The sequence below is a fragment of the Nesterenkonia sp. NBAIMH1 genome (assembly GCF_007922635.1).
GTDB lineage: Bacteria > Actinomycetota > Actinomycetes > Actinomycetales > Micrococcaceae > Nesterenkonia > Nesterenkonia pannonica.
Map to the genome: position 1 here is coordinate 1,431,608 of NZ_CP042335.1, position 19,697 is coordinate 1,451,304.

Here is a 19,697-nt window from a genome sequence, read left to right on the forward strand (position 1 = left end):
CTCACGGGTCCTCACCCGCCTCTTCGATCCGGCGGATCAGCACCGCGCCGAAGCCCGTGAACGCCACCGTGATGACCAGGCCGGTGATCACCAGGGCAGAGAGGACCGGCTCCGTGCCCTCGGGTGCGCGCGCCGCGATCGCCATCAGCACCAGCAGCGAGCCGACGCCCACCACATTCATCGCAATGAGCCGCGCCACCGCGTCCCGCACCAGCAGCATGCGCACCGTGCCGGACACAGCCACGGCGGTGCCCAGAATCAGGTAGAGAGCAGCGGTGCTCATACGACGGCCCCCTCGCTCCTGCTCTGCGGCTCCACGGCCAGGAAGATCGCATACAGGCCCGCGGCGATGCCCACCGTCAGCAGAATCTCCACGGTGAGGACAGCGGCGAATGCCCACTCCGGGGCCCACCCCAGCCAGTCACCGGTGGCCGCATACCCCACCAGCCCTGCAGCGATGAAGGCCAGAACGCCCACCACCAGGGCAGGGCGCAGCAGCACCCGGTGCACAAATGACAGATCCGCCCCCGAGACGCGCAGCAGAATGAGCAGCGCCGTCAGCACCGCCCCGGACTGAAACGCCCCGCCGGAATCCGTGCTCCCGGCGAAGAGCAGCCACATGCCGGCGACCAGAAGCACCGGCGCCGCCGCACGGACCATCCAGCTCAGGTTCCGAGGCACCGCAGAGAAGGTCTGGGGTGCGCTGAGCCGCGCCGGGTCCATCAGCGCCAACGCCCCCAGGGCCGCCAGCATCAGCACCCCTGACTCCAGCAGCGTGTCATAGGCCCTGAACGCCAGGAGCACCCCCGTGATGCCGTGCTCGACGCCGGTGCTCGGCAGCTGCTCGGCCAATGGCTCAGACCAGCCGGGAGACTGCTGCTCCAGCGCAGGCGCTGCCCGCAGCCAGGCCGCCCCCAGCACGAGGGTGATCAGGACCCCGGCCACCGTCCCGAAGAGTGCCGCCGGAGCTGCGGGCATGCCGCGCGACTCCGACGATGGGGCACGCTGCGGCGCTGCGGCGAGGACGACGAGCACAGCGCCCAGAAGGCCGCCGCCGAGCCCAGCCTCCGCGAGCCCCACATCCACGCTGCCCATGCGCAGCCACACCAGGGACGCGAGCACACCCAAGACCAAGAACCCCATGGCCTGCGCCATCCGCAGGGGGGCAGAGACCACCACGCCGGCCGCGGCCAGCGTCGCGGCCGCCAGAATCCAGTCGACCAGACCCGCCTCACCCATCGGCCGCCTCCCCGCCGTCCAGAGAGTCAGCCTCGACGGCGCCCAGAGCGCGCGCCGACACCGATGCGGCCGCGAGCGCCAGCAGCCAGGTCAGGAGGGCCGCCCCGGCGACGGTGACGCTGCCCAGCAGGACGGCAGCGCCGGCGAGCATCAGGCCCAGCCCCAGGTTGTCGGCCTTGGTCAGTGCGTGCAGCTGGCTCCGCACGTCCGGAAAGCGGAGCAGGCCCACCGTTCCGGCCGTGAAGAACAGGGCGCCGACCACCACCAGCGCCAGGCCGAAGAGATCCGCCGCGACGCTCATGAGGGTCCATCCTGAGCGCTCGGCCAAGAACCGGCGGCCGCGTGCTCCACAGCATCTCTGCCGCGTGCATTCGGCAGCGCGGCACGGACCGCCGCCGTCACAGCTGCGGTGCCGGTGAGCACCAGCGCCACGTCGAAGTATCGCTCCCCGTCCTCGGCTGTCACAGCGAGGATCCCCGCCAGCGCAGCTCCCGAGGTCCCCGCCAGGAGAATGACCAGCAGCCACGAGCCGGCACGGCGGCGACGGGCGCAGATCACCAGGGCGGCCACCAGGTTCAGCACCAGGACGACGAAGACCGCCGCGAGCACAGTCTCAACCAACGATCCTCCTCTGGGAGCAGCCCAAGCGGGCATTCCCCCCTCGTCAGCGGGCACGGAACATCACAATTCTGTCAGCTTCCGCCTGAACGGACCTGCAGGGCGGCTGACCGGACCCCGAACGACAGGTTCATCTTCGGTTCACCATGGGTTAAGCATCTGGTCGCTTACACTCCCTTCAATGGGACACGTTCCGGGCCGCAGCGCCCGCCGGACTGAATCAGCGTTCGCGCGATTCGCATTCTGCAACGAAAGAGGAACAGTTTTTGACGACGATTGCGCGGGAGGCAGGCCCCAAGAAGCCGGCCGCTGAGGCCTCAACCCCTCGACCCCCGCGTCCCAGCGACGCCCAGCTCGCCCAGGAGCGCAAGCGGGCCAAGCGTCGTCAGAGCTCCAAGAACTGGTCCCTGTTCCTGCTGTTCGCCGGACCCAACATTCTGCTGATCCTCGCGTTCATCTACTACCCGCTGATCAGTAACATGTACTACTCCACCCTGGACTGGAGGCTCGGCGCCCCGACGGCGAGCGCCGTGGGGCTGGACAACTACATCCGCTTCTTCACCTCGCCGGACGGCATCGAAGTGTGGAGAGTCACCGCCATCTTCACCGCCGGGGCCGTCATCGGCTCCATGGTGCTGGGCCTGCTGATCGCCCTGGTGCTGAACAAGAGGATCCCCGGGCGGACCGCCGCGCGCACGGCCGTCTTCAGCCCCTATGTGCTCTCCGGCGTCGGAGTCGCACTGGTCTGGATGTTCATCTTCGACCCCCACCGCGGTGCCCTGGCGCACATCCTGGCCGCCTTCGGCATCAGCTCCCCAGCCTGGTTCCTCGACAGCGACTGGAACCTGCTGATGGTCATCATCGTCTACGTCTGGAAGAACTTGGGCTACTGCGCCGTCGTCTTCCTCGCCGGCCTGCAGTCGATCCCCAAGGACCTGATCGAGCAGGCGATGATCGACCGGGCCGGGGCGGTGCGCCGATTCTTCAGCATCACCCTGCCGCTCCTGACGCCCACCGTGTTCTTCCTGCTGGTCACCAACATCATCTTCTCCATGACCAACGCCTTCGACATCCTCCGGGTCATGACGCCCACCGGAAACGGCACCAACACGATCATCTTTGAGATCTACCTGCAGGCCTTCGGGCAGTACAACCGGGCCGGGTACTCCGCAGCGATCTCCGTGGTGCTCTTCTTCACCCTCTTCCTCGTCACCGCAGCCCAGATGCGCTTCATCGAGAGGAAGGTGCACTACCGATGAGCACCACCTCCCAGAAGTCGGCCCAGACCTCCGGCGGCACCGCGGCGAAGACGCCGACCCAGCACCGCGTGCTGCCGGAGTGGCGCAAAGCCTTCACCCGGCAGAACCTTGCGGACACCATGCTCACCGGCTATCTGCCGATCCTCGTCGCCCTGCTGATCATCGTGCTGCCCCTGGCCTGGATGATTTCCTCGAGCTTCAAGCCGGTCAACGAGATCATCACGCTCAGCCCCACGTTCCTGCCCCAGGACCCCAGCCTCGACAACTACGAGACCGTGGACCGGCGGATCCCGCTGCTGACCGTCTTCCAGAACAGCCTCATCGTCACCGCCGTCGGCTCCGTCATCAAGGTGGTGCTCGCGATCACCACCGCATACGCACTGGTCTTCATCCGCGTCCCCGGAGCCAACCTCATCTTCCTCGGGATCCTGGTGGCGCTGATGGTGCCCCCGGAGGTCTCCATGCTTCCCAACTTCATGACCATCCAGGCCCTCGGCGGACGCGACACCCTCTGGGGGATCATCCTGCCCGGACTGGGCACCGCATTCGGCACATTCCTGCTGCGGCAGCACTTCAAGTCCCTCCCCAAGGAGCTCTTCGAGGCAGCCGAGCTCGACGGCGCCGGCCACTTCCGCAAGCTCGTCCAGATCGCCGTGCCGGTCTCCGCGCCCGCGATCGCCACCGTCACCCTCGTCACGGTCGTCAACGAGTGGAACAGCTTCCTCTGGCCCCTGATCATCACCGACACCCGGGGCAGCATGACCCTGCCGGTGGCCCTGAACCAGCTTCGAAGCGTCGAGGACGACGTCGCGAGCTACGGAGTGCTGATGGCCGGCGCGGTGCTGGTCATCATCCCCATGCTCATCGTCTTCGCCGCCCTGCAGCGCTACATCGTGGCAGGCCTGACCCAAGGCGCGGTCAAGTAGCGCCCCCTCGACCACCCCCACTCGTGCACCTGAATCACCACACTGAGGAGAACACCATGAGCACTCTGATCAGCCGCGACGCCTGGAAGGGACTCGCGGCCGTGAGCATCGCCAGCCTCGCACTGACCGCCTGCGGCCCCGACGTCGGCGACGACGGAGGCGAGGAGGAGGAGGCCGAGGCCACCGACTGGGACGGTGTTGAGCCGGCCGACTCCATCACCTTCGCCACCAACCACCCCGGGGGCTCCGAAGACCTCGAGACCGAGATGATCGAGGATTTCACCGCCGAGACGGGCATCGAGGTGGAGGTCATCACCTCAGGCGCCGACTACGAAGAGACCTCCCAGTGGTTCCAGACCGGGGGCGGCTCCAACGCTGACGTCATCGTCCTCTCCGACGCCACCTGGTTCCCCAACTATCTCAACGGCGCCCTCGCACCCGTCGACGACGTGCTCGACGCCGCAGAGGTCGACACCGACGGCTATGTGGACGCCCTCTACGAGGACTACCAGTACGAGGGCAGCCACTACGGGGTGCCCTACGCCCGCTCCACCCCGCTGTTCTACTACAACGCTGACCACTACGAGGAAGCCGGCATCGACAGCCCGCCGGAGACCTGGGACGAGGTCGCCGAGAACGCACAGACCATCGTCGACGAAGGCATCGCAGACTACGGCTACGCCTTTCCGCCCTCCAACGAGTACCCCGCCTGGGGCATGGCGAACCTCGTCTGGGGCTACGGCGGTGCCTGGTCCGACGAGTGGGACTTCTCCACCGTCAGCAGCGAAGAGACCGTCGAGGCCATCGAGTTCGCCCAGTCCGGCGTCCAGGACGGATGGGCCAACGTGGCAGCCACCTCCCAGACCGACGACTTCGCCTCCGGCGTGGCCTCGATGACCATCCAGTCCACCGGCTCCCTGGGCGGAATCCTCGACTCCGCCGACTTCGAGGTCGGAACAGCCTTCCTTCCCGACGGCCCCGAAGCCGAGGGCGAGACGCCCACAGGCGGCGCCGGCCTGATGCTGGCCTCCCAGTCCGACCCCGAGGCGCAGCTGGCCGCAGCCATGTTCATGGGCCACCTCACCAGCGCGGAGTCCCAGGCCTTCTTCTCCGAAGGCACCGGGTATGTGCCCTCCCACACGGAGGCCGACATGTCCGGCGTCTACGAGGACCAGCCCCAGTTCGAAACCGCCGTCGACCAGCTCGATCGCGCCCGGGTGCAGGACAACGCCCGCGTCTTCCTGCCGGGCGCCGACCTGGAGCTCGCCCAGACGCTGGAGAGCATCCTCACCTCTGACGCCGACGTCGCCGAAGAGATGGAGCGCGTCGAGGACGAGTTCGAGTCCCTCTACGAGTCCGACCTCGCCGACGAAGTGGAGTGATGCCCGGGGGCTGCCCCCGTCCGGCCCAGGGTCCCTGCCGCGCACTGCGGCAGGGACCCTGCCTGCATGCGCCGGGGGTAGGCGCAAGGAGCACTCCTCGGTAGTGTGAGGTGCGACGACGTCGACTTCCAGGAGGAACCCCATGGCCGAGAAGACTCCCCACCAGAACGTCACCTTTCCCCTCCCGGGCTCCGATGTGACCAGCACAGGCCACGGATACCTGGCCACTCCACCATCGGGCTCCGGACCCGCTGTCATCGTCATCCAGGAGTGGTGGGGGCTGACGGACCACATCAAGGAGGTCGTCGACCGCCTCGCCGTCGAAGGCTTCGTCGCCCTGGCCCCCGACCTCTACGGCGGATGGATCACCCACGACGGCGACGAGGCCGGCGAGATGATGTCCAAGCTCCCCGCCGAGGAGGGCGCCCGCCAGCTCGCAGGGGCCACCGACTTCCTGCTGGCCCACGAGACCACCACCTCCAGCACAGTCGGCGCGATCGGCTTCTGCATGGGCGGAGGATTCGTCCTCGCGCTCGCCGCCCAGCAGGGCGACAAGGTCTCCGCCGCCGTTCCCTTCTACGGCGTCGGGCAGGCAGTCCCCGAGTCCTACAGCGGCCTGACGGCCGCCGTCCAGGGCCACTACGCCAAGCAGGACCAGATGTACCCCGAGGAGGACGCCCGCCGTCAGGAGGCTCAGATCCGCGAGGAGTCCGGCGCCGAGGTCGAGTTCTTCTACTACGACGCAGGACACGCCTTCCACAACGACACCAACGCGATCGGCACCTATGACCCAGACAGGGCCGCCGAGGCATGGGGACGCGCGGTCGACTTCCTGCGCAAGAAGGTGGCCTGAGCCCATCAGCGGCCCACACGTCTATAGGCTGGAGCAGTGAGCGACAGCCCCGCCCCTGAGGACAATGCGCCCGGACTCTCCGGGATGACGCTCGGCGTGGTTCCCGGAGCATCCCCCGACAAGTGGGTGGGGCGGTGGCGCGCGCGCTTTCCCGACATTCCTCTGACCGTCAGCTACTTCGACGATCCGGGCGGCGATGACCCCGACGCCGCACGTGAGCGGCTGACCCAGGGCACCGTCGACATCGCCTACATGCGCAGCCGCGAAGGCGCCGCACCCGAGGTTCCCGACCTGCACCGCGTGGTCCTCTACACCGAAGATCCCGTGGTCTGCGCCGCCCGCAGCCACTGGATCGCCGCCTCGGAGGAGTCGGTCACCTGGGCAGACATCGCAGAGGAGACCTTCTTCAGCCCGGCCGACATGACCCCCGGCCAGGAGCCGGAGCCGCATGTGCCGCACAGCGGCGAGGAGCTCGCCCGGGCCGAACGGATCGCGATGGAAGTCGTCGCCTCCGGTGCGGGGCTGCTGCTGCTGCCCAACTCATTCGCCCGCGCCCTCTCGCGCAAGGACGTGATCATCCGACGGGTGGAGGACCAGCCCGGGTACGACGTCGCGCTCGCCTGGCTGCGGGAGAGGGACAGCGACGAGATCCAAGAGTTCGTGGGCATCGCCCGCGGACGCAAGCCCCAGTCAGCGAGGACCCAGCTGGCCGGCGCGCCCAAGAAGCCGCCCAAGCAGGCGTCGCGCCGGACTCCCGCAGACGGCGGTGAGAAGCGTAGGAACAGGCAGCCGGGTCCCCGGCAGGGAAGACGGCCCGCAGCGCGGCGGCGCAGAGGCTGACCCTCACCGGCCTTCAGCGTCTCCTCAGCGGGCGTCCAGCCTCGGCGTTCTACAGTGGTGCCATGACTGAGGAGAGCATGACCACCACCACCGTTCCCGAGCCCACGCAGCTCGGCCAGCTCCGGCGCGAGCGGCTGCTCTCGGCGCGCCTGTACGTGTGCACCGACCTGCAGCGGTTCATCACGAACCCAGAGGCCGGGCCGGTCGATGAGCTGGACCTCGAGGCGCTCAGGCGCTTCTACGCTGAGGCGTTCGAAGGCGGAACCGACATCATCCAGGTCCGGGACAAGCAGGTCTCCACGCAGACCGAGCTGACCGCGCTCACACTGCTCAAAGAGGTGGCCGACTCGTACGGCGGGCTTTCTGCCGCGAACGACCGTGCCGACCTGGCACTGATCAGCGGCGTGGACGTCTTCCATGTGGGCCAGGATGACCTCAGCACGGAGCAGGCCCGGCAGATCCTCGGCGACGATGTCCTTATCGGACTCTCCTGCCGCACCTTCGAGCAGGTGCGCGACGCCGCAGCAGACCCGGGGCTGGACTACTACTGCACCGGGCCCGTCTGGGAGACGCCGACCAAGCCCGGTCGTGCAGCCGTGGGCACCGAGCTGCCGGCGCAGGCCTCACAGCTGGACACGGGCAAGCCGTTCTTCGCGATCGGGGGCATCAACGCGCAGAACATCGGCGAGGTCACCGCAGCCGGCGCCGATCGAGTGGTCGTGGTGCGCGCCGTCACCGAGGCGCCGGACCCCGCTGCCGCCTCGCGCGAACTGGTGGAGAAGCTCCCCGCCTGACGCTCGGCGCGCACGTCCAGGAATCATGCCGGTGCGCTATGTCCGGTCGAGCGTGTCTGCCAGCACCACGGCGGTTCGGCCGGCGCGGTCGTGCCAGCCCCTGCGCTGCGGGTGGGTCCCGATGACCATCGCGAGCACGATCAGTGCCAGCAGCCCCAGCAGACTCCAGCTCCCCGGCAGGTACATCAGGCTCAGCGCAAAGAGGACTCCGTACCGCAGCAGCGACGAGCCAATCCGGGGCCAGCGGCCCGTGCGGACGTCCACCACTCGAATGCCGGCGATCAGCTTGCCCGGCGTGGCGCCCTTCCATGCGGTCATGCCCGGCTCGTAGAGGACGGCGAACAGCATCACGATTCCGACCTGCCACACGATGCTCTCCATGCCGGCGCCGGAGGCGAGGCCCCAGGCAAAGACCGCGGCGGCCATCAGCAGCACGCACAGGAGCACCGCGTCCACAACCCGCGCCCAGAACCGGACTATCACGTCCGCCGGCTCCGCGCTGCCGAGTCCGGGCAGCTCGATCTGCGGCCTCTCCCGACTGCTTCCGTCCCCTGCCTGTGCCACTGCTGTCTCCGCTCCTTCTGCTCGGCCGTGCCAGCACGCTACCGGCGGAACCCGGAAGAAGTCAGCCCGGACGGATGTTGGAGATCCACGGAACCTGACCCTTACGATGCGAAGGAGCGGCACCTGTGACCAGCGCCAGCGCCATGGAGAAGACCCTCGACCGAGACGCCATCGACCGCCTCTTCGAGGGGTCCCACACCACCAACGCCTTCACCGCCGAGCCCGTCGACCTGTCCCTGATCCAGCAGGTGTACGAGGACCTGCGCTGGGCCCCGACCGCGTTCAACGCCCAGCCGCTGCGGCTGAGCGTCCTCACCGACGGTCCCAGGCGCGATGCCGTCATCGAGCACATGATGAAGGGCAACCAGGACAAGACGAAGGCCGCGCCGCTGACCCTCGTGGCGGCCTACACCGCTGACTGGCACGAGCACCTGCCCACGCTGCAGCCCCAGCGGGAGGGCGCCCGCGAGCGCTTCGCCGACGCCGAGAAGATGCGCGAGGACGTCGGCAAACAGTCCGCCCTCATCCAGGTCGGCTACCTGATCACCGCGCTGCGGGCGCACGGGCTGGAGGTGGGACCCATGACCGGGCTCAAGGCCTCCGCCTTCGATGAGGAATTGCATGCCGAGAACGGATGGAAGACCCTCGTAGCCATCAACGTGGGCCACGCAGCCGATGCAGAGGACGCATCAGCGGTGGGCGAGCGGGCCGGACGCCTGGAGTTCGCGGAGGCCTCCCAGATCCTCTGAGGAAGAATCCAGGGACCGTGGCTTGAGCATCAAGGCCTGACCAGTAGTTTTCACCTGTACGCGACAAATGACAGATCCCCACGAAGGAGGATGCTCATGGCTGACATCACCGGCAAGAAGATCGCAATCCTGACCACCAACGGCGTCGAGCAGCCCGAGCTGACCGAGCCCAAGAAGGCCATTGAGTCCGCGGGAGGCACGGCAGTGGTCGTCTCCCCCGAAGAGGGCTCGATCCAGGCGATGAAGGGCGACTGGGAGCACGCCGACCACTTCGACGTCGACGTCACGCTCGCCTCCGCCGATGCCTCCGACTACGCAGGCCTGGTCCTGCCCGGCGGCACGCTCAACGCCGACACCGTGCGCATCGACGAGAACGCCCAGAAGTTCGCGCGAGCATTCTTCGACGCGGGCAAGCCCGTCGCAGCCATCTGCCACGGCCTGTGGATCCTCACCGAGATCGGCGCAGCGCAGGGCCGCACCGTCACCAGCTTCCCCTCGCTGACCACCGACCTGAAGAACGCCGGCGCACGCTGGGTCGACGAGTCAGTCGTCGTCTCCGACGGCCTCGTCACCTCCCGCACCCCGGATGACCTCGAGGACTTCAACCGCGAGTTCATCAGCCTGGTCGAAAAGGCCTGAATCAGAAGGCCCTGACCTGATCTGAGACGCATGCCACAGGGGTCCGCAGTCGGCTTCCGGCGGCGGGCCCCGGCCGTCCCAAATCCGTCATGCGGGCCGCCCCTGAGGTAGTACACTGACTCCCACGCCGTGACCGTGGGATCACTCGCACTCATCACGGCGTCCAGCGGCTGTAGCTTAGTGGCAAAGCTTCTGCCTCCCACGCAGACGACGCGGGTTCGATTCCCGTCAGCCGCTCACATGAGGGTCATGCATCCTCCCCTTCGAGAGCTCAGGCTCTCTGCCAGACCTCGCCGCCCAGCGGCCTTCGACCCGAAGGTGGTCCCCTTTGTCTACCGCTGTCGTCGGAGCCGGAGTGGTGGGCCTGCTGACCGCGTGGCAGCTTCGCCTCACCGGCCACGCGGTGACGATCTTCGATCCCGCTCCTGCCTCCGACTCCTCCTACGCCGCAGCAGGAATGCTCGCCCCGCTCAGCGAGGTGCAGTACGGACAGGAGGAGCTGTGGCCGCTCATGGCCGCTGCCCTCGAGCACTACCCCGAACAGCTCGCTGAGCTCCAGAGGGCCGTCCGTGTCCCCACCGGCTACTGGGAGAACGGAACCCTGCTGGTCGCCGCCGACCCGGGGGACCGCAGCGCCGTCGAAGACCTCGTGGCAGTCCACCGATCCCACGGCATGGAGGTCGAGCCTCTGACCTCGCGCACGCTGCGGGCGCGCGAGCCCGCACTGGCGCCGGCCATCGCCAAGGCATGGGACGTGCCGGGGGACCACCAGATCGATCCCCGCCAGTTCGTGGCCGCCCTGACGGCCGCGCTCAACGCAGACCTTGACCCGACCTCCTTCCCGAACGCCGGCCCTCCCGCCGCGTGGCGGGCCGAACGAGTCACAGACATCCGGCACGAGCTCGGCGGGGTGCAGCTGAGCACCGAGCAGGATGAGGAGCACGACGCGGCCGCCGCGGTGCTGGCTCCGGGGCTCGGCTACTCCCAGATCACGGGCATTACGCGGGAGCATCCCCAGCTGGACCTCCGGCCCGTCTACGGGGACATCCTCCGGCTGCGGTACACCGACGGGCAGCTCAGCGCCGGGGAACGGCGCCTCATCAGCGCCACCCTGCGCGGCCGGGTCTCCGGACGCCAGGTCTACCTCGTGCCCCGCGAACGGGAGGAGCTGGTCGTCGGAGCCTCCGTCCGTGAGGACGGGCGCGCCGGTGCGCACGCGGGCTCCGTCGCCGAGCTGCTCGCCGATGCCATCGCGCTGCTGCCCGCAGTGCGGGACATGCAGCTGCACGAGGTCACCGCACGGGCCCGGCCGGGCACCCCGGACGACCGCCCCTACCTGGGGCTCCTGAGCCCCGACGTCGTCGTCTCCACCGGGTACTCGCGCCACGGCATCCTGCTCGCTCCTCTGGCAGCCCGCCTGACCGCAGGCATGCTCAACGGAACGCTCACCGAGACGGACCGGGCCCACCTGGAAGCGATGAGCCCCAGACGGCACCGGTGAATCGCCGCCCCGGGAACACCGCCTGCGGCACTGGTGTTGAATAGGGCCTATGCCCACAGTCACCATCAATGACACCTCCACAGCCCTCCCGGAGTCGGCCACCGTGCTCGACGCCGTGGCCCAGACCACCGGCAGGGAGCTGCAGCAGGACGGCACGCCCGCCGACGGCCGCAGGCTCGGGGTCGCGGTCGCGGTCGCCGGGGAGGTGCTGCCGCGCAGCAGGTGGTCCTCCACGACGCTCGCCGAGGGCACAGAGCTGGAAATCGTCACCGCCGTGCAGGGCGGCTGAGGCTTGAGAGAGGCGCAGATGCAGAAGGAGCCCATGCCCACCCCCCAGACCCCGCCCCTGATGATCGGCGACTACTCGCTGGACTCCCGGCTCATCATGGGCACCGGGGGAACCACGGACCTCGCCGCGCTGGAGAAGGCCCTGGTGGCCTCGGGAACCACGCTCACCACCGTGGCGATGCGACGCTTCAGCCCGGAGAGCCGGACCAGCGTCTTCAGCCTGCTGGAGCGCCTGGGCATCGACGTGCTCCCCAACACAGCGGGGTGCTACACGGTCAAGGACACCGTGCTCACCGCAGAGCTCGCCCGCGAGGCGCTGGAGACCAGCCTGATCAAGGTGGAAGTCATCGCCGACGAGCACACCCTGCTGCCCGACGTCGTCGAGACCCTGGAAGCCACCGAGCAGCTCGCGGACAGGGGATTCACCCCCCTGGTGTACACGATCGACGACCCGGCCACCGCGCTCCGCCTCGAAGCCGCCGGCGCGGCCGCGGTGATGCCCCTGGGCTCACCCATCGGAACCGGCCTGGGCATCCTGAACCCCCACAACCTGCAGCTCATCACCTCACGGGCTTCGGTGCCGGTCATCCTCGACGCCGGCATCGGCGCCGCAAGCGAGGCCGCACTGGCCATGGAGCTGGGCTGCTCGGCGGTGCTCGTCGCCTCCGCGGTGACCCGAGCGCAGCAGCCGGAGACCATGGCCCACGCCGTCCGCCTGGCCGTCGAAGCCGGCAGCCTCTCGGCGCGCGCGGGCCGGATCCCCAAGCGCGAGCATGCGCTCGCCAGCTCCCCGATGGAAGGCATCATCAACCCTGTGGAGGACCTCACGTGAGCGACCTCAGCCAATTCTCCCGATCCCAGGCCGAACGGTTCCAGCGGCACTTCGCCCTGCAGGACTTCGGCATCGAGGCGCAGGCCAAGCTGCTCGGCGCGCGGGTGGTCGTCATCGGAGCCGGAGGCCTCGGCGCCCCGATACTCACCTACTTGGCAGCCGCCGGCGTGGGAACCATCGATGTGATCGACCACGACGAGGTCGACCGGTCCAACCTGCACCGTCAGGTCATCCACTCGGAGGCGACGCTGGGCCAGCCCAAGACGGCCTCCGCAGCGGCGGCGATGCGCGGCCTGCACCCGGAGATCGTCATCCATGAGCACCGGGAGCCGCTCACCGCGCAGAACGCCCTCGAGCTGATCGGCCCCGCCGATGCGGTGGTCGACGGCTCCGACAACTTCGCCACTCGGTACGTGGCCGCCGACGCATGCGAGATTGCGGGCAAGCCGCTCATCTCCGGCTCGATCCTGCGCTTCCAGGGCCAAGTGAGCATGTTCTGGTCCCAGCCGGACTTCCCCGACGGGCCGGACGCCCAGCGCTGGCCGGCCGGCTCTCGGGGCCCCGGCTACCGCGACCTCTACCCCGAGGCCCCCGACGCCGGCGAGGTCCCCACCTGCGCCGAAGCGGGCGTCCTCGGCGTGCTGCCGGGAGTGATCGGCACGCTCATGGCCACAGAAACGGTCAAGCTCCTCGCCGGCATCGGGCAGAGCCTTCTGGGCCGCGTCATCACCTACGACGCCCTGACCTCGTCGTTCCGGGAGCTGACCCTCAACCCAGACCCCCAGCGAGAGCCGGTCACGACCATCGGAGCCGACGTCACGGGCATCGGCGGCGGCCCTGCACAGGCGTCCGAGGCGCCCGAGCCCGCGCCGGCTGAGGCCGAGACGTCTGGGCAGACGCACTCCTCGGCGGATGCTGAGCCCGAGGACCTGGACTTCAACCCATTCACCGGCGAGCCCAAGCGCGACGATGAGCTCACGCCCCGTCAGCTGCGCGAAGCCATCGCCGCCGGGGCTGTCGGAGGCCTGGTCGATGTGCGCGAGCCCCACGAGTGGGCCGGGGGAACCATCGAGGGTGCGGTGCGCATGCCGCTCGGGGATCTGGCCCGCAGCGGCAGCGTGCCCGGCGCCGAGGACGCGGAGGCGGATCGTCCGGTGGTGCTCTACTGCGCCCACGGGGTCCGGTCCAGGCAGGCAGTCGACTGGTTCAGGCAGCAGAATCCCGATCTCCCGCTGGCCAATCTGATGGGCGGCTATGAGCTCTACCGCCAGGCTCAGTGAACGTTTCGGTAGTGTAGAGGGGTGAGAAGCTACCTGGCAGTCATAGGCGAGTGCCTGGTGGATGTCGTCCACACCGAGACGTCCCCACCCATGGCCCATGTGGGCGGCAGCCCCCTGAACGTGGCCGTGGGACTGGCGCGGCTGGACCACCCAGTGGTCTTCGCAGGCCGCCGCGGCAATGACGACTACGGACGGATGATCGCCCGCTCCCTGCGGTCAGCAGGGATCACCAGCCTGCTGGGACCTGACTCTCGCGCCACCTCCGTCGCCGCCGCGACCCTGGATCCCACCGGACAGCCCAGCTACGAGTTCGAACTCGACTGGACGCTGCCGGACCCGGCCCAGCTCGAGGAGAGGTTCAGCGCTCAGCCGGGCCGCCGCGCGCACCTGCACACCGGCTCGATCGCGTCCATGCTCGAGCCCGGCGCCTCGACGGTGAAGGCGGTGCTCCAGGAGGCTCGCGGCACGGCCACCGTCTCGTATGACCCCAACTACCGGCCCACGATCATTCCGAACCGGGAGCAGGCTCGGCGTCAGGCCGAGGAGTTCATCGCTCTCTCCGATGTGGTGCAGGCATCCGTCGACGACCTGGAGCAGCTCTACCCGGAGCGGACGCACGTGGAGACGATGCACGCCTGGCTGGAGCTCGGGCCGTCCCTGATCACCGTGACCCGCGGAGGATCCGGGGCCACGGCCCTGGCGGCGAGCGGCTCCGCCGAGCAGCCCGTCTTCGGCGTGGAGGTCGCAGACACCGTCGGCGCCGGCGACTCCTTCATGGCTGCGACCCTGTCCAGCCTGTCCGAGCGCGGTCTGCTCGGCGCAGAGAATCGCGCGGCGCTGCGCAGCATCACCCTGGAGGAGATGCAGGACGTGCTGAGAGTGTCCGCACAAGCGGCTGCCCTGACCTCCTCCCGGTTCGGCGCGCAGCCGCCGAGCGCCGCCGAGCTGGCCGCTGCGCTGGAGACGACCCAGCCTTGAGCGCAGAGCCTGCGCCGCGCGCTGGGCGCCGGGATGGGGCGCGCCGGCATCTGCGCAGATCCGTGCCGTATCTGCTGAACTCAGGGAGCGGGCCCCTGGCAGGCTGGCCCCTGGCCCTGGCCCATCGTGGCGGGGAGCCCGGCCCGGAGAATACGGAGCTGGCCCTCCGGCGGGCTGTGGAGCTGGGCTTCCGGTACATCGAGATCGATCTGAGGACCACCGCCGACGGTGTGCTCGTCCTCTTCCATGACGCCGTGCTGGACCGCGCCACCGGCAGCACCGGCACCATCAGCAGCATGACCTGGGACGAATTGGCCCAGGTGACGGTGCGGGGCAGCGACGGCACGGAGTGCTCCCTGCTGCGCTTCGAGGATGCGCTGCAGCTGTTCCCGGACACCCACTTCAACGTGGACCTGAAGGAGGACGCAGCCGTCGAGCCCTTCTGCGCCGCAGTCGAGAGATTCGGCGCCCACGACCGTGTCCTCGCCGCCAGCTTCGACCATGCACGACGCCGTCGGACGCGCCGTCTCATGGGGCCTCGGACAGCCAGCTCCGCCGACCGGCGGCTCGCCTGGCTCCTGGTGCTGCTGGGCCCCTTCGGCAGAGCCGCGCGGCTCTTTCGGGGAGTGCGCGAGATCGACTGCGTTCAGGTGCCTGCCCGGCACCGCAGGCTGCGAGTGGTCCGCCCGGCGTTCGTCCGGCGCTGCCACCGAGCAGGCCTGCAGGTCCATGTGTGGACGGTCAACGACCCCGAGGAGATGACCCGCCTGCTGGACATGGGCGTCGACGGTCTCGTGACCGACAACGTGGAGGCGTTGGCGGACGTGATGCGCACCCGCGGGCACTGGCCCCAGAGCGCAGCCGGTGCACCTAGCCCCTGAGGCTCTGACCACGCTTCTCTGAGGTGCACCCCAGCCTCCGGCCGTAGGCTGGGCAGATGGTTGAGATGCTGTCGGCCGCACCCCTCTTCCCCTGGTGGGCCCGCTGGCTCGCCCTGGTGGCCGGGGCGCTGTTCATCGCCGCGATGATGATATTCGTTCAGACCAAGCACGGGTCGCCGGCGCGCGCCGCAGGATGGTTCGTGCTGGTGGCCGCTGTGCCGGTGCTGGGGCCCATCGTCTACTTCATCGCGATGACGGTGCGCCATCGAGCCGCCCACCCCGGGAAGCCGGTGCGCGGGCGCTCCGAGACCATGGCCCCCGAAGAGGTGGCAGAGGCGCAGAGGCGTGAGGGGAAGCAGGGCGGAGCCGGCAGCGTCTCCTGAGGCGTCTCATCCCACAGTCTGAGGCCAGGGGCCCCGCCCGCTCCTAGACTTATGGGGTGACCGTTCACCCCGTTCATCAGACGCGCCCGCCGGTGCACGTGCGGCTGGGCCGGTTCCTCGAGAGCAGACCCTGGGTGGGTTCGCTGCTGCTCGCCTCCCCCCTGCTTCTGCTCGCTCTGGTGACGTGGGGACGGAACCGCCCGGAGTTCGGGATGCTGGGAGCCGACGTCAGCTGGCCGCTGATGCTCGTCCTCGACCTGATCGCCATCGGCGCTCTGGTCATCAGCCGCATCCGGCCGGGCACGGCGCTCGCAGCGGCAGGCACAGCCTGCACGCTTCAGATCCTGCTGCTGCAGGGACCGGGCTGGGCCTCCTTGGCCGTGCCCGCGGTGGTCTACGCCTGCGCCAAATACGGGTCACGCCGCATCTCGCTGCTCAGTCTCTGGTGGGGGCTTGCTGGGGCACTCCTCGCGGGAGCGTTCCTGGTCGGCTCATACGTGGTGCTGTGGTCCCGCGATGAGTTCGGGCCCGTGGTGCAGGAACCAGGGGGCCTCGGCACGGCAATGCCCTTCGTCGTGATGATCGGGACCCTGCTCACGGGCTTCTGCGCCTCCGTCGTCGTGGGCGCATGGACCCTCGGCGACCTGGGCGGACGACGACGCCGCGAGCAGGCGGCGACCAATGAGAAGAACCGCCTGCTGGAGGTCGAGCGGGAGCAGGAGGCCCGGCTGGCCGCAGATGCGGAGCGGATGCGCATCGCCCGCGAGATGCACGACGTCGTCTCCCACTCCATGTCGGTCATGATCGCCCAGTCGGACGGCGGCAGATACGTGCTCCGCAACGATGCCGAGCAGGCCGAGCAGGCCTTCGAAGCCATCGGGCGCACCGGCCGGGAGGCGCTGAGCGAGCTGCGGAGCATGCTCGGAGTCCTCCGAGAAGGCTCCGAGGACCTCCAGCGCAGACCGGCACCAAGCCTCGACCAGCTTCCGCAGCTGCTCGACGACATCCGCGCCTCAGGGCTGGAGGTCCGCGTGATGTCCGCGCCCGAGCACCTTCCCATCCTCAGTGAAGGCGCGGGACTGGCCGTCTACCGGATCATCCAGGAGGCGCTGACCAACACGCTCAAGCACGGCGGTCCCGACGCCGGAGCGGAGCTGCGCGTGACCGTCGAGCACACCGCCTCCGAGGCCACGCCTGAGCTGGTCGTCGACGTCCGGGACGACGGAGCGGGCGCCGATGCGCCCTCGGACGGGTCCGGTTCAGGCATACTCGGCATGTCCGAACGGGCCCGTCTCTACGGAGGCGTGCTGAACGCGTCCGCCGAGCAGGGCGGCTACCGGCTCACCGCCCGTTTCCCGCTGCGCAAAGTGGTGGCGGGCGGATCCCAGCCTGCCCCGAAGAGAGGTGCCTGAGCATGAGCATCACTGTCTACCTCGCCGACGATCAGGCTCTCCTGAGAGCAGGGTTCGCGATGGTCATCAACTCCCAGCCGGACCTCGAGGTGGTAGGTCAGGGTGCCGACGGCGCCGAGGCGCTCGCCGCCGCACGGGATCAGCATCCCGATGTGGTGCTCATGGACATTCGCATGCCGACGATGGACGGGCTCGAGGCGACCCAGCAGATAGCCGCCGACCCGGCCCTGGCCTCGACCAGGGTGATCGTGCTGACCACCTTCGACACCGATGAGTACGCGCTGCAGGCGCTCCGGGCCGGCGCTGCCGGCTTCCTGCTCAAGGACGTCCAGCCCGAGACCCTCCTGGACTCCATCCGCACCGTGATGCGCGGCGGGGCGGTCGTCGCCCCGAGCACCACCCGACGCCTGCTGGATGCCACGCTTCTCGCCCGCGGGGCACCCCGGACTGCCGATGCCCAGCAGCAGAGGAAGCTCGATCAGCTCACGGCGCGGGAGCGCCAGATGCTGGAGGAGATGGCTACAGGGGACTCCAACACCGAGATTGCTGAGCGGCTGTTCGTCTCCGAGGCCACCGTGAAGACCCACGTGGGTCAGGTGCTCGCCAAGCTCGGCGTGCGAGACCGGGTGCAGGCCGTCGTCTTCGCCTACGAATCCGGGGTTGTTCGGTCCTAGGCGCCTCATCCTGCAGGTGGAGGCCCAGTTCAGACCGTGGCCTGATGTGTGCCCTGCAGCCGCTTCCTAGGGTTGGACCATGACCACTTCAACGATTCAGCGGACGAGCGTCCAGCCGGCCCTCGCCGCATCCCATCTCACCAAGACCTACGGCACCGGTGACACGGCCGTGCGGCCGCTGAACGACCTCTCCGTTCAGGTGCCGGCCGCGACGTTCACGGCCATCATGGGTCCCTCGGGATCAGGAAAGTCCACGCTGATGCACGTCCTTGCGGGCCTCGACACCGCAGAGTCCGGCACAGTGCAGCTGGCCACCGATGCCGGGCTGGTGGAGCTGATGCAGCTGGATGAGCGGCGCCTCACCAGGGTTCGCCGCGAGCACGTCGGCTTCATCTTCCAAGCGTTCAACCTGGTGCCTGCGATGACGGCACGGGAGAACATCCTCCTGCCGAGCACTCTGGGCGGGCCCGCTCCTGAGAAGGGCGCCTTGGAGCGGATCGCCGAAGAGCTGGGCTTGGCGGACCGTCTGGGCCACCGGCCGCACGAGCTCTCAGGGGGGCAGCAGCAGCGGGTGGCGGTGGCCCGGGCGCTGGTCTCCCGGCCTGCGGTGATCTTCGCGGACGAGCCGACGGGCAACCTGGACTCCACCGCCAGCGCTGAGGTGCTGCGGCTGCTGCGCTCCGCGGTGGACCAATACCAGCAGACAGTCGTGATGGTCACCCACGACGCCTCGGCGGCCGCTGAGGCTGACCGCGTCGTCATCCTCAGCGACGGCCGGGTGGTCGACGTGGTCGAGCGCCCCAGCGCTGAGGCGCTGGCGGCACGGATGCTGGAGGTCCGATCATGAGCATCCTGCGCGCGAATATCCGCACCTCAGGCAGCAGGCTGATCGCAGCCGGCATCACCGTGGCGATCTCCACAGCGTTCATCGTCGCGGGGCTGCTGCTGGTGGGCAGCTTCAACGCCAGCGTCGCGGAGGAGGCCGAGGCCGAGGCGGCCGGAGCCGATCTCATCATCAGGACGGACTCGCTGATCGACGGGCAGGACCCCGACGCCTGGGACGACTATGAGCAGGATTCCGAGCTCGAGCGGCACGCCGACGAGGACCTGATGGAGCAGGTGGAGGCTCTCGACAGCGTCGCGTCGGCGGAGCCGGTCCGCAGCGCCTTCCTCGAGACGAGTGCCGCCCGTGAGGCTGACGGCGTGCCCTTCGGGGTGTCGGCCTCGCAGCTGACCGACTCGATGGAGTTCGAGATGCTGGACGGGGAGGCTCCCTCTGCCGACGATGAGGCGATGGTCAGCGAGGTGGCGGCGGAGGCGTTCGGGATTGCGGTCGGCGACACGCTGACTGCCTCGCTCCAGGTCGCCGACGAGGAGGCAGACGGCGACGAAGAGGCTGAGGGCCGGATTCTGGAGACGGACTATGAGGTGGTCGGCATCGCTGACCTTCCCGGGTCGCCGCGGAGCCTTCTCACTGAGGGGGCATGGAGAGGCTGCCGTACAACCCCACGCCTTCGGAGATCAGGGTTGTGCTCCCTGATGGCCAGAATGCCGCGTCGGATCAGGAAGCTGTCAGGGAGCAGGTTCAGGAGCTGACGTCGCTGC

24 protein-coding genes and 1 tRNA gene are annotated in these 19,697 nt (G+C 69.0%); 20 read left to right on the forward strand and 5 right to left on the reverse strand.

Features of this window, described 5'->3' with window-relative positions; translation table 11 throughout:
* Position 1: 1 nt before the first annotated feature.
* From FS388_RS06735 to FS388_RS06750, 4 genes are read right to left on the reverse strand one after another with little or no spacing between them, the layout of a single operon-like run.
* Positions 2–283 carry an NADH-quinone oxidoreductase subunit K gene (locus FS388_RS06735; RefSeq protein ID WP_146340722.1) on the reverse strand — a complete coding sequence of 94 codons (282 nt, stop codon included), beginning with the start codon at positions 281–283 and terminating at the stop codon, positions 2–4.
* Positions 280–1,239, reverse strand: a complete 960-nt coding sequence (locus tag FS388_RS06740) for an MnhB domain-containing protein (RefSeq protein ID WP_146340723.1) — start codon at positions 1,237–1,239, stop codon at positions 280–282. The genes FS388_RS06735 and FS388_RS06740 overlap by 4 nt, the downstream gene beginning before the upstream one ends.
* Positions 1,232–1,540, reverse strand: coding sequence for a monovalent cation/H(+) antiporter subunit G (locus FS388_RS06745; RefSeq protein ID WP_146340724.1), 309 nt, complete (start codon positions 1,538–1,540; stop codon positions 1,232–1,234). Before FS388_RS06745 ends, FS388_RS06740 begins: the two co-directional genes overlap by 8 nt.
* Complete coding sequence (locus FS388_RS06750) at positions 1,537–1,860, reverse strand: hypothetical protein (protein ID WP_146340725.1); 324 nt, start codon at positions 1,858–1,860, stop codon at positions 1,537–1,539. The genes FS388_RS06745 and FS388_RS06750 overlap by 4 nt, the downstream gene beginning before the upstream one ends.
* 272 nt (positions 1,861–2,132) lie before the next feature.
* Between FS388_RS06750 and FS388_RS06755 the strand changes: the two genes are divergently transcribed.
* From FS388_RS06755 to thiE, 6 genes are all read left to right on the forward strand, one after another.
* Positions 2,133–3,116 (forward strand): carbohydrate ABC transporter permease, encoded by a 984-nt coding sequence (locus FS388_RS06755; RefSeq protein ID WP_371708774.1) that lies wholly within the window; start codon positions 2,133–2,135, stop codon positions 3,114–3,116.
* Positions 3,113–4,042: a carbohydrate ABC transporter permease gene (locus FS388_RS06760; RefSeq protein WP_146340727.1), complete on the forward strand. Its 930-nt coding sequence runs from the start codon at positions 3,113–3,115 to the stop codon at positions 4,040–4,042. Before FS388_RS06755 ends, FS388_RS06760 begins: the two co-directional genes overlap by 4 nt.
* A gap of 56 nt (positions 4,043–4,098) precedes the next feature.
* Positions 4,099–5,424 (forward strand): ABC transporter substrate-binding protein, encoded by a 1,326-nt coding sequence (locus tag FS388_RS06765; protein WP_146340728.1) that lies wholly within the window; start codon positions 4,099–4,101, stop codon positions 5,422–5,424.
* A gap of 142 nt (positions 5,425–5,566) precedes the next feature.
* Complete coding sequence (locus FS388_RS06770; protein ID WP_146340729.1) at positions 5,567–6,277, forward strand: dienelactone hydrolase family protein; 711 nt, start codon at positions 5,567–5,569, stop codon at positions 6,275–6,277.
* Positions 6,278–6,313: 36 nt separating this feature from the next.
* Positions 6,314–7,117 carry a LysR substrate-binding domain-containing protein gene (locus FS388_RS06775; protein WP_146340730.1) on the forward strand — a complete coding sequence of 268 codons (804 nt, stop codon included), beginning with the start codon at positions 6,314–6,316 and terminating at the stop codon, positions 7,115–7,117.
* 62 nt (positions 7,118–7,179) lie between these two features.
* Positions 7,180–7,911, forward strand: coding sequence for a thiamine phosphate synthase (gene thiE / locus FS388_RS06780; protein WP_146340731.1), 732 nt, complete (start codon positions 7,180–7,182; stop codon positions 7,909–7,911).
* 36 nt (positions 7,912–7,947) lie between these two features.
* Here the strand turns inward: thiE and FS388_RS06785 are convergent, their stop codons facing one another.
* Positions 7,948–8,475 (reverse strand): RDD family protein, encoded by a 528-nt coding sequence (locus tag FS388_RS06785; protein ID WP_168198632.1) that lies wholly within the window; start codon positions 8,473–8,475, stop codon positions 7,948–7,950.
* 125 nt (positions 8,476–8,600) lie between these two features.
* Between FS388_RS06785 and FS388_RS06790 the strand changes: the two genes are divergently transcribed.
* The 14 genes from FS388_RS06790 to FS388_RS06855 all read left to right on the forward strand — a co-directional run bounded on the left by FS388_RS06790 (position 8,601) and on the right by FS388_RS06855 (position 19,688).
* A complete protein-coding gene (locus tag FS388_RS06790) occupies positions 8,601–9,224 on the forward strand; it encodes a malonic semialdehyde reductase (protein WP_246836137.1) in 624 nt (207 codons plus the stop codon).
* 96 nt (positions 9,225–9,320) lie between these two features.
* Positions 9,321–9,863 (forward strand): type 1 glutamine amidotransferase domain-containing protein, encoded by a 543-nt coding sequence (locus FS388_RS06795; RefSeq protein ID WP_146340733.1) that lies wholly within the window; start codon positions 9,321–9,323, stop codon positions 9,861–9,863.
* Positions 9,864–10,029: 166 nt separating this feature from the next.
* Positions 10,030–10,100, forward strand: a tRNA-Gly gene (locus FS388_RS06800).
* A gap of 91 nt (positions 10,101–10,191) precedes the next feature.
* Positions 10,192–11,364: a glycine oxidase ThiO gene (gene thiO / locus FS388_RS06805; RefSeq protein ID WP_146340734.1), complete on the forward strand. Its 1,173-nt coding sequence runs from the start codon at positions 10,192–10,194 to the stop codon at positions 11,362–11,364.
* A gap of 49 nt (positions 11,365–11,413) precedes the next feature.
* A complete protein-coding gene (thiS, locus tag FS388_RS06810) occupies positions 11,414–11,653 on the forward strand; it encodes a sulfur carrier protein ThiS (RefSeq protein ID WP_146340735.1) in 240 nt (79 codons plus the stop codon).
* A 33-nt stretch (positions 11,654–11,686) separates the two neighbouring features.
* On the forward strand, positions 11,687–12,484 hold the full coding sequence (locus FS388_RS06815; protein WP_146340736.1) for a thiazole synthase: 798 nt from the start codon (positions 11,687–11,689) through the stop codon (positions 12,482–12,484).
* Positions 12,481–13,764, forward strand: a complete 1,284-nt coding sequence (locus FS388_RS06820; RefSeq protein ID WP_146340737.1) for a ThiF family adenylyltransferase — start codon at positions 12,481–12,483, stop codon at positions 13,762–13,764. The genes FS388_RS06815 and FS388_RS06820 overlap by 4 nt, the downstream gene beginning before the upstream one ends.
* Before the next feature lie 21 nt (positions 13,765–13,785).
* Positions 13,786–14,742, forward strand: a complete 957-nt coding sequence (locus FS388_RS06825) for a carbohydrate kinase (protein ID WP_146340738.1) — start codon at positions 13,786–13,788, stop codon at positions 14,740–14,742.
* The gene (locus tag FS388_RS06830) at positions 14,739–15,623 is read left to right on the forward strand and encodes a glycerophosphodiester phosphodiesterase family protein (RefSeq protein ID WP_246836138.1); all 885 of its coding nucleotides are present in this window, start codon (positions 14,739–14,741) and stop codon (positions 15,621–15,623) included. Before FS388_RS06825 ends, FS388_RS06830 begins: the two co-directional genes overlap by 4 nt.
* A 56-nt stretch (positions 15,624–15,679) precedes the next feature.
* Positions 15,680–16,006, forward strand: a complete 327-nt coding sequence (locus tag FS388_RS06835; RefSeq protein ID WP_146340739.1) for a PLD nuclease N-terminal domain-containing protein — start codon at positions 15,680–15,682, stop codon at positions 16,004–16,006.
* 56 nt (positions 16,007–16,062) lie between these two features.
* Positions 16,063–17,418 (forward strand): sensor histidine kinase, encoded by a 1,356-nt coding sequence (locus tag FS388_RS06840; RefSeq protein WP_146340740.1) that lies wholly within the window; start codon positions 16,063–16,065, stop codon positions 17,416–17,418.
* A gap of 2 nt (positions 17,419–17,420) precedes the next feature.
* Positions 17,421–18,092, forward strand: a complete 672-nt coding sequence (locus tag FS388_RS06845; RefSeq protein ID WP_146340741.1) for a response regulator transcription factor — start codon at positions 17,421–17,423, stop codon at positions 18,090–18,092.
* A gap of 79 nt (positions 18,093–18,171) precedes the next feature.
* Complete coding sequence (locus FS388_RS06850) at positions 18,172–18,939, forward strand: ABC transporter ATP-binding protein (protein WP_146340742.1); 768 nt, start codon at positions 18,172–18,174, stop codon at positions 18,937–18,939.
* On the forward strand, positions 18,936–19,688 hold the full coding sequence (locus FS388_RS06855) for an ABC transporter permease (protein WP_146340743.1): 753 nt from the start codon (positions 18,936–18,938) through the stop codon (positions 19,686–19,688). The genes FS388_RS06850 and FS388_RS06855 overlap by 4 nt, the downstream gene beginning before the upstream one ends.
* Positions 19,689–19,697: the final 9 nt, after the last annotated feature.

Bases quoted from the DNA above. Each gene is read 5' to 3' on its own strand.
- FS388_RS06745 (WP_146340724.1), bottom strand. From the start codon at position 1,540: ATGAGCGTCGCGGCGGATCTCTTCGGCCTGGCGCTGGTGGTGGTCGGC.
- FS388_RS06835 (WP_146340739.1), top strand. From the start codon at position 15,680: ATGGTTGAGATGCTGTCGGCCGCACCCCTCTTCCCCTGGTGGGCCCGC.
- FS388_RS06770 (WP_146340729.1), top strand. From the start codon at position 5,567: ATGGCCGAGAAGACTCCCCACCAGAACGTCACCTTTCCCCTCCCGGGC.
- FS388_RS06765 (WP_146340728.1), top strand. From the start codon at position 4,099: ATGAGCACTCTGATCAGCCGCGACGCCTGGAAGGGACTCGCGGCCGTG.
- FS388_RS06795 (WP_146340733.1), top strand. From the start codon at position 9,321: ATGGCTGACATCACCGGCAAGAAGATCGCAATCCTGACCACCAACGGC.
- FS388_RS06845 (WP_146340741.1), top strand. From the start codon at position 17,421: ATGAGCATCACTGTCTACCTCGCCGACGATCAGGCTCTCCTGAGAGCA.
- FS388_RS06850 (WP_146340742.1), top strand. From the start codon at position 18,172: ATGACCACTTCAACGATTCAGCGGACGAGCGTCCAGCCGGCCCTCGCC.
- FS388_RS06760 (WP_146340727.1), top strand. From the start codon at position 3,113: ATGAGCACCACCTCCCAGAAGTCGGCCCAGACCTCCGGCGGCACCGCG.
- FS388_RS06855 (WP_146340743.1), top strand. From the start codon at position 18,936: ATGAGCATCCTGCGCGCGAATATCCGCACCTCAGGCAGCAGGCTGATC.
- FS388_RS06735 (WP_146340722.1), bottom strand. From the start codon at position 283: ATGAGCACCGCTGCTCTCTACCTGATTCTGGGCACCGCCGTGGCTGTG.
- FS388_RS06815 (WP_146340736.1), top strand. From the start codon at position 11,687: ATGCCCACCCCCCAGACCCCGCCCCTGATGATCGGCGACTACTCGCTG.
- thiS (WP_146340735.1), top strand. From the start codon at position 11,414: ATGCCCACAGTCACCATCAATGACACCTCCACAGCCCTCCCGGAGTCG.
- thiE (WP_146340731.1), top strand. From the start codon at position 7,180: ATGACTGAGGAGAGCATGACCACCACCACCGTTCCCGAGCCCACGCAG.
- FS388_RS06740 (WP_146340723.1), bottom strand. From the start codon at position 1,239: ATGGGTGAGGCGGGTCTGGTCGACTGGATTCTGGCGGCCGCGACGCTG.